Source organism: Nonomuraea insulae, from assembly GCF_042656245.1.
In genome coordinates this window covers 449,668-461,702 of sequence record NZ_JBHSPA010000023.1, presented here as the reverse complement: position 1 = coordinate 461,702, position 12,035 = coordinate 449,668, and the positions used below count along the sequence as shown (strand labels likewise).

The following is a 12,035-nucleotide window of genomic DNA, read 5'->3' as shown; positions in this document are numbered from 1 at the left end:
GTTCGGTTGGGCGGGGTTCAGGCCACCCGGCATCTGAGTGGTTCACCAGCCAGTGCCCGCCCGGCCTCCTCGGTGGCCAGCCGCTGCAACGCCTCCAGGGAGTCGTCGGAGTAGAAGGCGGCGTGCGGGGTGAGGACCACGTTGGGCAGGTGCCGCAGCCGCGAGTCCGCGGCCGGCGGCTCCGGGTCGTAGACGTCGAGCGCCGCCGCCGTCAGGTGACCCGAGGCCAGGGCGTCGGCCAGGGCCTCCTCGTCGACGAGCGCCCCGCGTGAGGTGTTGACCAGCACGGCCCCCGGCCGCATCCGCTTCAGGAAACCCGCGTCCACGAGCTGCTGGGTCTCGCCGGTGACCGGTACGTGCAGGGAGAGTGCGTGCGCCTGCCCGAGCACGTCGGCGAGGGGTCGCAGGCTGATCCCCGGGACGCTCTCCGGCCGGGCGTACGGGTCGTGGCCGAGGATCGTGAACCCGAACGGAGCCAGCCGGCCGGCCAGCTCCTGGGCGATCCGCCCGGCCCCGATCAGCCCTATCACGGTCGACCGGAAACTCGGGATCCCGCCCAGCGCCCCGGGCTCGCACCAGCCCTCGTCCCGGATCTTGCGGTCGAACAGGGGCAGCCGGCGCAGCAGGCAGAGCAGCGCCGCCGCGGCGTGGTCGGCGACCGTGTCGATGCCGTAGTCGGGGACGTTCGCCACCGCCACGCCGAGCCGGGCGGCGGCGCCGGTGTCCACGTTGTCGAACCCGATGCCGTACCGTACGACGGTCGCGCCCGGGGCCAGCGCCGCGAGCACCGCCTCCGTGATCGGGGCGAAGTTGACCAGCACCACCGAAGCGCCGCGGACGGCCTCGATCGTGTCCGCCTCGCTGTCGCACTGGTGGCCGGCGAACTCGACACCCCGCTGCCGGGCCAGCAGTTCCTCGTGCCGGGTGTTGCCGAACCACTGGTCGGTGACGACGAGCCTGGTCATCGGCGCTGACCCCGTACCAGCAGTCCCCGCTCCGCCAGGTTGGCCATCAGGCCGCGGATGCCGAAGGTCCACTCGGCGGCCTCCTCGGCGGCCACGACGGTGTTCACCAGGCAGCCGAGCCGGTCGGCGGAGATGCTCACCACGTCACCGCGTTTGTGGGTGAACCCCTGCCCCGGCGCGTCGCGGTCGTCGATCGGGGCGAACATCGTGCCGGTGAAGAGCACGAACCCGTCCGGGTACTGGTGGTGCCGCCCGTGCGCGTGCGTGATGAGTTCTTCGAAGCCGCGGCTCATCTCGCTGACCGGGCTCACCGCCTCCAGCAGGTAGCCCTCGGGGCCCTCGACCCGCATGGTGAGCTCGGCGGCGCGTACGTCGTCGATGGTGAAGCCGTCGTCGAACAGCCGGATGAACGGACCGAGCGAGCAGGAGGCGTTGTTGTCCTTCGCCTCGGCCAGCAACAGGGCGCTGCGGCCCTCGAAGTCCCGCAGGTTCACGTCGTTGCCCAGTGTGGCGCCGACGGCCCGGCCCGCGCTGGTGACCGCCAGGGCCACTTCCGGCTCCGGGTTGTTCCACACCGACCGGGCCAGGACACCGACGTCGGCGCCGGTGCCGACGGACGACAACACCGGCGCCTTGGTGAAGATCTCCGGGTCGGGGCCGATGCCGACCTCCAGGTACTGTGACCACAGTCCCTCGGCGACCAGCACCTCCTTCACCCGGATGGCTTCCTCGGAGCCCGGTCTGACCTGGGCGATCGCGCCGCCGATCACGTCGGACAACCGGCCCCTGATCTCCTCGGCCCGCGCCGGGTCACCCTTGGACTGCTCCTCGATGACCCGCTCCAGCATGCTCCGCGCGAAGGTCACCCCTGCGGCTTTCAGGACCTGCAGGTCGAAGGGGGAGAGCAGGTGGGGCCGGCCGCGCTCCCCGGCCAGGGTGCCGGTGAGCACCTCGCGGAGCGGCCAGGACCGGCCATCGCCCCCGGTGCGCGCGATCGTCACGACGTCGGGGCGATCCAGCAGATCGGCCATCGTCGCCGTGGCCGGGCCGGTCAGATCCACCAGCGTGTCGCCGCGGACCGCGACCACGCAGGGGCCACCGAGCGCGGGATCGAACAGCCGGCCGACGAGCGTCGCGTCCGGCGCGTCCACCGGCAGCACGCGGTCGAGGTGATCGGCGGGTGACGCCATGGGCTTCCTCCAAAATCACTCCGCACGGGGGGATACGAGTACGGCGGAGGGGTGTCAATCAGGACGGCGTAGAGGTACGACCTTTTCGTTCCTATCATCGTACAAATGACTCCGTCAATGACCGCCGGTTTCTCCCGTGCTGCCCGCTGAACAGCGCAAAGATGAAATCCGGCTGAAGATAAATCATATGAAGGGCTTGCCAACGTAGTATCTTCGTCATACGTTTTCGGACATGTCTCAGACGCCTGGCTCACGGAAACGGCTCCCCGAGGTGATCGCCGATCGCCTGCAGCGGGAGATCGTCGAGACGGGCGCACAGCCGGACGACCGTCTTCCCACCGAGGTCGAGCTCGTCGAGCGCTACGGCGTGAGTCGCACGGTCGTGAGGGAGGCGGCCCGCCTGCTCGTCCAGCGCGGACTGGTCACCGTCACTCCCGGCAGAGGCATGGTGGTGGCCAGGTTCGACGGCAAGCTCATCTCCGAGCAGTTCGCCATGCTGATGCAGGCCAGCAACGGCACCTTCGACCAACTCCTGGAGCTGCGCCTGGCCATCGAGGTGCAGATGGCCGTCCTGGCCGCGGAAGGCCAGGTCGTTCACCTGATCGCCGCGATGCAGGAGACCATCGACCGCGGCGAGGCGTCGATCGACGAGCGCGAACGGTTCCTGGAGTTCGACATGGCCTTCCACGAACTGCTGGCCGAGTCGAGCGGCAATCCGTACTTCGGCCTGGTGTCGAAGCCCATCAACGAGTTCATGCGCAGCCACTACAGGAACCGGGCCTCATATCCGTCGGACCCGCGGCGGACCCTGGAAGAACACACCGAGATCCTCAGCGCCATCAGACGTGGCGACACGTTCGGCGCCCGGCACGCGACCGAGGAACATCTCCGTCGCCTGCGACGTGCGCGAAGAAACGCCCCGGTGAGCGCGGACGAGCACTGACCGCTCGTTCCATCCCGAACCACCCCCACTGCAACAAGCTCAGAGGAGGCACGATCGTGCCCACCCAGTTTCCATCCGGCATGAGCCGGCGTGAGTTCGCCCTTGGAGCCCTCGGCCTGGCCGGAGCCGCGATGCTCACCGGCTGCGGCTCCGCGTCCTCGTCCGGCGGCCTCACGAAAGGTGGTCTCGCGGCCTACTCCAACAAGGGCATGGACTTCTTCTTCTTCGTCGTGCAGAACGAGGCGGTCAGGCGGGCGAGCGAAGCACTCGGGTTGAAGTACCAGACCAACGACGCCAAGGCCGACTCCAGCGTCCAGTACAACCACTGGAACACCTTCCTGCTGCAGAAGCCCGTCTTCCTCATCTCCGACCCGATCGACTCGGAGGGCCTGGCCCCGCTCGCCCAGCGGGCCAAGAGCCAGAAGATCCCGGTCGGGATCATCGACACCCCGCTGACCAAGGGCGTCGTGGACTTCACCATCGCGTTCGACAACCGCAAGGGCGGACAGATGGCGGCGCAGCGGATCGTCACCCTGCTGCAGAAGCGATACGGGACCCCCAAGGGCAAGGTGCTCAACGGGTACGGTGCGTTGTCCAGCTCCGCCTGGCGGGCCAGGAAGGACGGCTTCGAGGGGGAGCTGAAGAAGTATCCCGGCATCCAGCTCATCTCCCGGCCGACCGAGGGTGACGAGACCAAGGCCAGGGCCGTGGCCGAGGCGACGTTGTCGGAGTTCCCCGACCTGGACGCCGCGCACGCGCCCAGCGACTCGATCACCCGGGGCATCGTCACCAGCCTCAAGGGCAAGGGCAGGGCCCTTCCGCGCGACCACAAGAACCACGTCATCCTGACCTCGATCGACGGGGAACCGCAGTCGTTGCAGTGGACCCGTGACGGCATCCTCGACGCGGAGGTCTCGCAGGACCCGATCGCCTACGGCGAGGTCTGCGTCGAGATGTTGACCAAGTACGTCGTGGCGGGCAAACCCATCCCGATCGGCACCTACTCCAACGCGGACTACTTCTGGGAGAAGGCGCCCATCGTCCAGACGCCCAACGGCCCCAGTTGCATCGTGCCGCCGTACTTCATCGACGAGAGCAACGTCGATGACCCGCGGCAGTGGGGCAACGTCGTGACGAAGAAGTGGGGGATGTCGCAGACATGACCGGGAAGAGCGGCGGCGCCCTGCTGGAGATCCGGGGGCTGTCGAAGATCTACGGGCGGTCCACCGCCCTGGAGCCGACCGACATCACCGTACGCGAAGGGTCGGTCCACGGGTTCCTTGGCAAGAACGGCGCCGGGAAGTCCACGCTCGTCGGCATGATCGCCGGGTCGATCCAGCCCACCAGCGGGTCGGTGTTGTTCCGCGGCGAGGACATCACGGCACTCAACCTGGCCCAACGCCGCAAGCTCGGCATCAACCTGCTCGGCCAGCACGCCGAGGTGGTGCCCATGCTCAGCGTGGCCGAGAACCTCGTGATGCCCGACTACCCGACCAGGCACGGGCTGCTCGACCGGACCGAGATGCGCAGCCGGGCGTCGGCGTTGTTGCACAAGTACAGCCTCGACTTCGACGTGGACCTGCCGGCCGGCGCCCTGCCGGTGCCCGATCAGCGCCGGCTGTCCATCGTGCGGACGCTGATGGACGATGGCGCCCTGACCATGCTGGACGAGCCCACCACGGCGCTCAGCCAGAGCGAGCGCGACGCGCTGTTCGAATGGATCCGCGAGCTGAACGCCGCCGGCCAGACCTTCGTCTTCATCTCCCACTTCAACAACGAGATTCAGAACATCTGCGACGAGTGCTCGGTGCTGCGCGACGGCCGGCTGGTCTCCAGGGACGCCGATCCGCGCTCGATGACCTCAGCGGAGATCTCCGAGGTGGTGACGGGGGCGGCGGTCAAGGAGTTCGTACGCGACCGCGACCGCGAGCCCGGCCCGGTACGCGTGGAGATCAACGACCTGACCGCCGACGGCGTCGAAGGGATCGACCTGACCGTCGGCCGGGGCGAGATCGTCGGGCTCGCCGGCCTGCCCCAGTCAGGCGCCCAGGAACTGGCCCGGGCCTTGGCCGGGCTGAAAGCCATCCGTTCAGGAACGATCCGGATCGACGGCGAGCCGGTGGACCTGCGGCGGCTGCGCGAATCGCGGCGCAGCGGCATCGCCTATCTGACGAACGACCGCATCGGCGAGGGCGTGGTCGGCCCGTTCTCGGTCAAGGAGAGCATCCACCTGGGCAACTGGCCGCTCCGCGGCGGCTTGGTCGACTCGCGGGCCGTCATGAACACCTACCGGCGCTACCACGACCGTCTTTCCTTCCGGGTCAGCGGTCCGGACCAACCGGCGGAAGAGCTGTCCGGCGGCAACCAGCAGAAGGTCCTGCTCGGACGGCTGCTCGCCCTGCAACCGAAACTGCTGATCCTGGACGAGCCCACCTTGGGCGTCGACGTGGCCACCAAGGAAGAGGTGCACCGCCTCATCGACGAACTGACCGGGCAGGGATTGGCGGTGATCCTGCTCGCCTACGACACGGACGAGATGGTGCGGATGGTCGACCGGGTGGTGGCCTTCCAGGACGGCCGGGTAGCCCACGAGCTCACCGGCTCCGCCATCACCGTCGACAACATCCTCGGCAGCCTAAGTCATGACAGCAAATCTGTGCGCTGAAAGTGGACGATCATGGAACAACTGACGCAAGAGAGCACGGCCGTCGCCGGTTCCGATAAGGGGCGGCCGACTCACCGGCCCAAGACGAAGATCCACGTCCTTGACCTCGCGCTGGACAACATCGTCTGGATCCTCCTGGTCGTGTTCGCCGTCCTGGCGAACTTCATGAACCCGTTCTTCCTCAGCGTCGCCAATCTGCAGAACGTCCTGGTCCAGGCCACCACCCTGGGCTTCGTCGCGGTGGCCATCGCGCTGACGCTGCTGCTCGGCGAGATCGACCTCTCGGTGATCGGCATTCTGGGCTTCACCGGCGCGGTGGGTGCCATGGTCGTGAACCAAGGGGTTCCCGGTCCGGCCGCGATCCTGCTGGTCGTCCTGCTCGGAGCGGTGATCGGCCTGGTCAACGGCCTGTGCATCGCCAAGCTCAGGATGAACTCGTTGATCGAGACCCTGGCGATGGGCCTGGCGCTCGGTGGCGCCGTGCTGGCGGTCACCAAAGGACAGACGATCACCATCTCCTCGCAGAGCTACACCTTCGTCGGCCAGGGATCGATCTTCGGCTGGCCGGTGATGCCGCTGGCCCTGGTGCTGCTCTTCGTGGTCATCGCCGTGCTGTTGAACCGCACGCCGTGGGGCCGCCGGCTGTACGCGACGGGCGGCAACAAGCGGGCCGCCTACGCGGCAGGCATCCGCACCGATCGCCAGCTGATCAGCGCCTATGTGGTGTCCGGCCTGCTCGCCGGGTGCGGCGGCTGGCTCGCCACGGCGTACCTGTCGGGCGTGAACTCCACCGTCGGCAGCGACCTGCTGCTGTACGCGGTCGCCGCGCCGGTGATCGGCGGGGTGTCGCTCTTCGGCGGACGCGGCCGGGTGCTCGGCATGCTCGGCGGCACGCTGCTGCTGACCGTGGTGCAGGTCGGCCTGCAACTGGTCAACATCTCGGCCTACTACGTGGCCATGGTCGGCGGCGCCATGATCTTCCTGGCCGTGTTCGTGGACGCCGTGCGGATCCGGCGTCGTGAATCGTGACCGAGAAAAGGCCGACGGTGGAAACGGATCATTCGGGGAGGCACAACGATGCAGGGCCTGACTGACAAGGTCGTCGCGGTCACGGGCGCCGGTGGCGGGATCGGCTCCGCGATCTGCGGCCGGCTGCGGGACGAGGGCGCCCGGGTGTACGCACTCGACCTGGTGGATGCCGGTGGCGGGGAGTTCGTCCGGACGGACGTGACGGACGAGACCTCGGTGCGGGCCGCCGCCGAGACCGTGGTGGAGCGGGCCGGGCGGGTCGACTGCCTGGTCGCAGGGGCGGGCATCGTCGAGGACGACGTACCGGCCGAGCAGATGCCCGCTGAGCAGTTCGACCGGGTGCTCGCGGTCAACCTGCGGGGCGTGTTCCTCGCCTGCCAGGCGTTCGGGCGACACATGCTCGACCGCGGGCAGGGACGGATCGTCAACATCTCCTCGATGAGCGGCAACCACGTGGTGAACACCCCGCAGAAGCAGTGCGCCTACAACGCCTCGAAGGCGGGCGTCTCGGCACTCACCCGGTCGCTGGCCGCGGAGTGGGCCGGCAGGGGCGTCAGGGTCAACGCCATCTCCCCTGGATACGTGGACACCCCGCTGCTGAGTCTCAAGCGGCACCAGTTCGACCAGTGGCTCGGCAACACCCCGGCCGGCCGGTTCGCCCGGCCTGAGGAGGTCGCCGCCGCCATCGCCTTCCTGCTGAGCGACGAGGCCGGCTTCTTCTGCGGAAGCGAGCTGCTCGTCGATGGCGGATACACCTTGATCTGAGCCCTGCATGGCCGAAGGGAGAGGCGCATGGCCAACATGGCAGCGGTGATGAACCGCCTCGGAAGCATCGACATCGAGGAGCGTCCCGAGCCCGTACCCGGGCCGGCGGACGTCGTCATCGAGATCAGGGCGGTGGGGATCTGCGGCTCCGACATCACCTACTTCACGCACGGACGGATCGGGCAGTGGATCGTGGACGGCCCTATCGTCCTCGGCCATGAGGCGTCCGGCGTCGTGATCGACTGCGGACCCGAGGTCCAACGGGTCAAGGCCGGTGACCGCGTCGCCATCGAGCCCGGCGTCCCCTGCGACAACTGCCGTGAATGCCGTCGGGGCGACTACCACCTGTGCGCCGATCTCGCCTTCCTGGCGACCCCGCCGTACGACGGCGCCCTGGTCCAGCGGCTGCGGATGCCCGAACGGTGCGTCTACCCGATCCCCGACTCGATGACTTTCGAGCAGGGGGCGCTCGCCGAACCTCTTTCTGTCGGCCTCTGGGCGTGCCGGCGCAGCGGGCTCAGACCGGGCGAGGACGTACTGGTCACCGGCGCCGGCCCGGTGGGCATCCTCGCCGGATGCGCCGCACTCGCCCTCGGCGCCCGGACCGTGACCATCGTCGACGTCTCGGACTTCCGCCTGTCGATCGCGGACCGGCTCGGCCTCCGCGCCGAACGGCCCTCCGGCCGAGCGGACCCGGACCACGACGTCCTGATCGAGTGCAGCAGCGCGCAGCCCGCCCTCACCAGCGGCCTGCGGCGACTCCGGCCCGGAGGACGGGCCGCCCTGGTGGGGGTGCCGAAGACCGAACTGGCGGAGCTGCCGCTGGCCGAGCTCGTCCCTCAGGAGGTCACGCTCGCTCTGGTCAACCGGTACGCACACACCTGGCCGACCGCCATCGCCCTGCTGGCCGGCGGGCGGGTGCCCAGCGAGCATCTGGTCAGCCACCACTTTCCGCTGGAGGCTACGGCGGAAGCGTTCACGTTGCCCGGCCGCAGCCAGGACAGCCTGAAAATCGTCATCGAGCCGCAACGCCTGGCCGGCTGACCTTCTTGGAGCCGATCGGGCCGGAACGCTGGATCGGAATCGCCCAGCATCTTTCGTATTAACGCCTTGCGCATGATCCGTGACTGTGCGTTTCTTGTCGTATGACGGAGGAAGAAGACCGCGCCGCGGCGGACGGCACCGCTTTCGAGAGGCCGCTCCGGCGCCAGCACCGGCTGCTGGGCTGGGCGCTGCGCCTGATCGGCGCCTCCTGGACGGGCATCGGGTCGCTGATGTTCATCGTCGCCTACAACCGCACCAGGACGATCTTCGTCACGCCCACGTCCTCGTCCGAGGTGTACTGGACGAACCTGGCCGTCGTCGCGTCCATCATCGTGGCGGGCGCCGCGCTGCTGCTGCTCGGCCGGCGGATGCGGTGGCAGGGCCGGCGCCACGGTGTGCCCGTGCTGACGACGATGGAGGAGGCGAAGCGGGTGCCGTACGTCCTGTACCTGCGCCCCTTCGCCTCGGACAAGACCGGGTCCCGGATGCGGCACGCGTTCAGCCGCCACAACCGGGTCGGCGGATCCCTGGTCGACACGCGCACCAGCACGGTCGAGGAGAACCTGGCCCGCTCGTTCCGGCAGGTGGGCCGGGTCATCGCCGTCGGCCGGCCCGAGGAGAGGCTGCCGCTGCCCGGAGCCGCCCGCCTGTACCTGCCGTGGGACGGGTGGCGCCCGGCCGTGCGGTCCCTCATCGACGACGCCCGCATGGTCCTGCTCGCCACCGGCGACTCGGAGGGCACGCTGTGGGAGTTCGAACAACTGCTGCTGCGGCGAGGGCCACACGGGTTGCTGCTGGTGGTGTACTCGGACGAGACCGAGTACGACAACTTCCGGCGCCGCGCCCACGAGCTCTTCGACCGCCACGCGGAACGGCTGCGCACCGGGCAGGACCCTGACTGGCAGCCGCCCGTTCTGCCGCCCTTCCCGCGCCTGCGGAACCCTTCCGCGGTGAAGTGGCTGCCCATCACGCGCGCCTACCTCCGCTTCGACGCGGACTGGCGACCGCACCTGGTGCTGCTCGACCCGACCGCGGCGAAGGGATGGACAGTCGAGACCCGTCTGCGCCGGATCGGCCGTGAGCAGGTGGCTCCTCTGGTGCTCCGCCTGTACGAGGACATGCTGGCCGCGGAAGAAGCGGCCGATCACGAGGACGCGCGGCGGTGCGTCACCGTGGTCGAGCTGGCGGCGGCGATCACCGCCGCCCGGGCTCATGGGGGCGAGGACACCACCCTGCTCCCGGTTCGGTTCACGGGCACCGGCAGGTTTCTCTCCCTGGCCGGCGCGGCGCGGAGCGTCACAGCCGAGGACGCGCCGGCGAGCGGCCCGGAGGCCGACCTGGCGGCCAGATTCACCACGGTGGCGGGCAGCGGCTCGGGACGGGCGGCACAGGCCGGCGGACGTGCCCCCTTCACCATCGAGCTGCCGTTGTTCTGGCTGGAGGAGCGGTTGAGCGAGGTGCGGGAGCGGGGCGCCGCCGACCAGGACATCCTGCGCCTGGAGCTGAGCGCCTGGGGCAGGCTCCAGGGTGTCCGCCACGAGCCGGGGTCGCTGACGGGCGCGGAAGTGGGCGCGGACCCGGACTGACGCGCCGGGGTCGCTCGTGGTCATGGCCGCGAACGTACGCAGGTGACGCCATCCTCACAGCCGGGCGGCCGTCGGCCAGGCCCGCCAGCCCCCGCGTTCCGTGATGTCCTCGCCTGCCGACGCCGCCTCCTGCGTGCAGCCGAACCCCACGACCCAGTGACCGCCGGAAAGCTCGACCGCACGCTGACCTGCGTCGCATGCGAGACGGTGGAGAATGCCCCCTCCGATGAGGCGGAGTGGAAGCGCTGGCTGACCGTGGCCGGCTCCGGCCACTTCACCTTCATCGGCCTGCCCATCCTGGGCGGGCAGGCCGGGATCACCGACCCCACCGCGCCGCTGTCGGGCGAGATCATCACCTCGTACGTGGGCGCCTTCTTCGACCAGCACCTGCACGGCGAGCACCGGCCACTGCTGGACGGCCCGTCCCCTGCCAATCCTGAGGTTGCCTTCCAGAACCCCTAACCGATTTCCGTCGGCAAAGGGTGAATCGCGCGGACGTAGTACATCAGGTGCGGCAGATCGCCTTCGGCCTCCACCCGGAAGCCGGCGTCCGGGATCATCGTGCCGAGCAGGTCGCGGGGGTCGTGGCGCATGGCGGGGCCGGTGAACAGGCCGATGAGGTGCCGGGCGAGATGCCCGGTGGGTGGGCGGAACTCGGCGATGAGCAGCCGCCCGCCGGGCCGCAGCACGCGGAACATCTGCCGCAGTGCCTCGGGTCTGGCCTCGGCCGGCATGTGGTGGATGGCGAGGCTGGAGGTCACCAGGTCGAAGGAGCCGTCGGGGAAGGGCAGGCTCTGGCCTTCGCCGACGACGTAGGTGCAGTTCGCGGGGGCTCGTCCGGTGGCGTGCTCGATCATCGCGGAGGACGGGTCGAGGCCGGTGACGTGACCGGTGGGGGTGACCACGGGGGAGAGGATCCGGGTGAGGTAGCCGGTGCCGCAGCCGACGTCCAGGATGTGGTCGCCGGGTCGTGGCCGGGCGGCGGTGGCGAGGCGGGTGAAGGCGGTACGGCGGGCACCGAGGAACGCGATGGAGACGAAGGCCTCGTAGGCTCGCGGCCGATCGATGGTGCCGCCCCCATCGATGTGCCCGTCCGCGTGCGCGTGGTGGCCCTGCAGCAGTTTTCCCAGACCCATGGCGGATCCTCTCATTTCCGAACGATGTGTTCGGTTACGAATCATGCGTTCATAATGGGAGGCGGTCAACGAGCAGATCGGCCGTGGTGTGCCGTACCGAACAGAGGGCGGGGAAGTGTCCGGAGACCGGCGGGTGCGGCGGACGCGGCGGCTGATCCAGGAGGCGCTGGTAGCGTTGATCTTGGAGAAGGGGTACGACGCGGTCACCGTCACCGACATCATCGACCAGGCTGACGTGGGCCGGTCCACGTTCTATGCCCACTTCACCGACAAGCAGGACGTGCTGTTCAGCAACCTCGAGCAGCTGACGTTCCTGCATCCCGCGCCGGCGGATGGGGCGGGGGAGCTGTTCGCGTTCAGCCGGCCGATGTTCGAGCACGTGCGGGAGCAGGAGCGGCTCGTGCGGGCGCTGATGGGCAAGCGCAGTGGCGGGCTGGTGCACGCGCGGGGTGAGCAACTGCTCGCCGCCGCCGTCAGGGGCGAGCTCATCGCCGCGGGCGGCCAGGTGTCGGCTTCACTTGATCTGCTGGTGATCTGCGTGGTCAGCGCGTTCATGGGGCTGCTGCGGGCCTGGGTGGACGGCGAGACGACCGCCTCACCTGCCGAGCTGAACGCCGCCTTCCGCGCCGCCGTCCTGCCCGGCGTACGAGCGGAGCTGCGACACCCCGGACACGGCGGTCAGGCTGGGGGAGGACGGCACTGAGCGGATGGT

The 12,035-nt window shown here is 69.3% G+C and carries 13 protein-coding genes; 9 read left to right on the top strand and 4 right to left on the bottom strand.

The genetic code is table 11. The annotated features are described in order from the left end of the window. Positions 1–17: 17 nt before the first annotated feature. Both ACFPZ3_RS19815 and ACFPZ3_RS19810 read right to left on the bottom strand, forming a co-directional pair. Entirely contained in the window at positions 18–965 is a 948-nt protein-coding gene (locus ACFPZ3_RS19815; RefSeq protein ID WP_379515626.1) for a C-terminal binding protein, read from the bottom strand. Next, on the bottom strand, positions 962–2,155 hold the full coding sequence (locus tag ACFPZ3_RS19810; RefSeq protein WP_379515625.1) for a fumarylacetoacetate hydrolase family protein: 1,194 nt from the start codon (positions 2,153–2,155) through the stop codon (positions 962–964). The genes ACFPZ3_RS19815 and ACFPZ3_RS19810 overlap by 4 nt, the downstream gene beginning before the upstream one ends. A 232-nt stretch (positions 2,156–2,387) precedes the next feature. Between ACFPZ3_RS19810 and ACFPZ3_RS19805 the strand changes: the two genes are divergently transcribed. The 7 genes from ACFPZ3_RS19805 (at position 2,388) to ACFPZ3_RS19775 (ending at position 10,187) form a co-directional block, all read left to right on the top strand. Further along, positions 2,388–3,098 (top strand): FadR/GntR family transcriptional regulator, encoded by a 711-nt coding sequence (locus tag ACFPZ3_RS19805; RefSeq protein WP_379515624.1) that lies wholly within the window; start codon positions 2,388–2,390, stop codon positions 3,096–3,098. Positions 3,099–3,154: 56 nt separating this feature from the next. Continuing rightward, positions 3,155–4,261, top strand: coding sequence for a sugar ABC transporter substrate-binding protein (locus ACFPZ3_RS19800; protein ID WP_379515623.1), 1,107 nt, complete (start codon positions 3,155–3,157; stop codon positions 4,259–4,261). Beyond that, positions 4,258–5,763, top strand: a complete 1,506-nt coding sequence (locus tag ACFPZ3_RS19795; protein WP_379515622.1) for a sugar ABC transporter ATP-binding protein — start codon at positions 4,258–4,260, stop codon at positions 5,761–5,763. Before ACFPZ3_RS19800 ends, ACFPZ3_RS19795 begins: the two co-directional genes overlap by 4 nt. A gap of 12 nt (positions 5,764–5,775) precedes the next feature. Then, entirely contained in the window at positions 5,776–6,792 is a 1,017-nt protein-coding gene (locus tag ACFPZ3_RS19790) for an ABC transporter permease (RefSeq protein WP_379515621.1), read from the top strand. A 48-nt stretch (positions 6,793–6,840) separates the two neighbouring features. Then, positions 6,841–7,557, top strand: coding sequence for an SDR family NAD(P)-dependent oxidoreductase (locus ACFPZ3_RS19785; protein ID WP_379515620.1), 717 nt, complete (start codon positions 6,841–6,843; stop codon positions 7,555–7,557). A gap of 27 nt (positions 7,558–7,584) precedes the next feature. After that, a complete protein-coding gene (locus ACFPZ3_RS19780) occupies positions 7,585–8,601 on the top strand; it encodes an NAD(P)-dependent alcohol dehydrogenase (protein ID WP_379515619.1) in 1,017 nt (338 codons plus the stop codon). A 101-nt stretch (positions 8,602–8,702) separates the two neighbouring features. Then, positions 8,703–10,187 (top strand): hypothetical protein, encoded by a 1,485-nt coding sequence (locus ACFPZ3_RS19775; RefSeq protein ID WP_379515618.1) that lies wholly within the window; start codon positions 8,703–8,705, stop codon positions 10,185–10,187. Between the two features lie 54 nt (positions 10,188–10,241). On the opposite strand, the gene ACFPZ3_RS19770 is transcribed toward ACFPZ3_RS19775, so the two are convergent. Further along, a complete protein-coding gene (locus ACFPZ3_RS19770) occupies positions 10,242–10,337 on the bottom strand; it encodes a hypothetical protein (protein WP_379515617.1) in 96 nt (31 codons plus the stop codon). A 6-nt stretch (positions 10,338–10,343) separates the two neighbouring features. On the opposite strand from ACFPZ3_RS19770, the gene ACFPZ3_RS19765 reads away from it, so the two are divergent. Then, complete coding sequence (locus tag ACFPZ3_RS19765; RefSeq protein WP_379515616.1) at positions 10,344–10,649, top strand: hypothetical protein; 306 nt, start codon at positions 10,344–10,346, stop codon at positions 10,647–10,649. Here the strand turns inward: ACFPZ3_RS19765 and ACFPZ3_RS19760 are convergent. Next, entirely contained in the window at positions 10,646–11,323 is a 678-nt protein-coding gene (locus ACFPZ3_RS19760) for a class I SAM-dependent methyltransferase (protein WP_379515615.1), read from the bottom strand. The genes ACFPZ3_RS19765 and ACFPZ3_RS19760 overlap by 4 nt on opposite strands. Before the next feature lie 115 nt (positions 11,324–11,438). On the opposite strand from ACFPZ3_RS19760, the gene ACFPZ3_RS19755 reads away from it, so the two are divergent. Continuing rightward, complete coding sequence (locus ACFPZ3_RS19755; protein ID WP_379515614.1) at positions 11,439–12,026, top strand: TetR/AcrR family transcriptional regulator; 588 nt, start codon at positions 11,439–11,441, stop codon at positions 12,024–12,026. Positions 12,027–12,035: the final 9 nt, after the last annotated feature.

Excerpts from the sequence above, each read along its gene's own strand:
- ACFPZ3_RS19795 (WP_379515622.1), top strand. The coding sequence starts at position 4,258 with ATGACCGGGAAGAGCGGCGGCGCCCTGCTGGAGATCCGGGGGCTGTCG.
- ACFPZ3_RS19785 (WP_379515620.1), top strand. The coding sequence starts at position 6,841 with ATGCAGGGCCTGACTGACAAGGTCGTCGCGGTCACGGGCGCCGGTGGC.
- ACFPZ3_RS19780 (WP_379515619.1), top strand. The coding sequence starts at position 7,585 with ATGGCCAACATGGCAGCGGTGATGAACCGCCTCGGAAGCATCGACATC.
- ACFPZ3_RS19815 (WP_379515626.1), bottom strand. The coding sequence starts at position 965 with ATGACCAGGCTCGTCGTCACCGACCAGTGGTTCGGCAACACCCGGCAC.
- ACFPZ3_RS19775 (WP_379515618.1), top strand. The coding sequence starts at position 8,703 with ATGACGGAGGAAGAAGACCGCGCCGCGGCGGACGGCACCGCTTTCGAG.
- ACFPZ3_RS19790 (WP_379515621.1), top strand. The coding sequence starts at position 5,776 with ATGGAACAACTGACGCAAGAGAGCACGGCCGTCGCCGGTTCCGATAAG.
- ACFPZ3_RS19805 (WP_379515624.1), top strand. The coding sequence starts at position 2,388 with ATGTCTCAGACGCCTGGCTCACGGAAACGGCTCCCCGAGGTGATCGCC.
- ACFPZ3_RS19810 (WP_379515625.1), bottom strand. The coding sequence starts at position 2,155 with ATGGCGTCACCCGCCGATCACCTCGACCGCGTGCTGCCGGTGGACGCG.
- ACFPZ3_RS19760 (WP_379515615.1), bottom strand. The coding sequence starts at position 11,323 with ATGGGTCTGGGAAAACTGCTGCAGGGCCACCACGCGCACGCGGACGGG.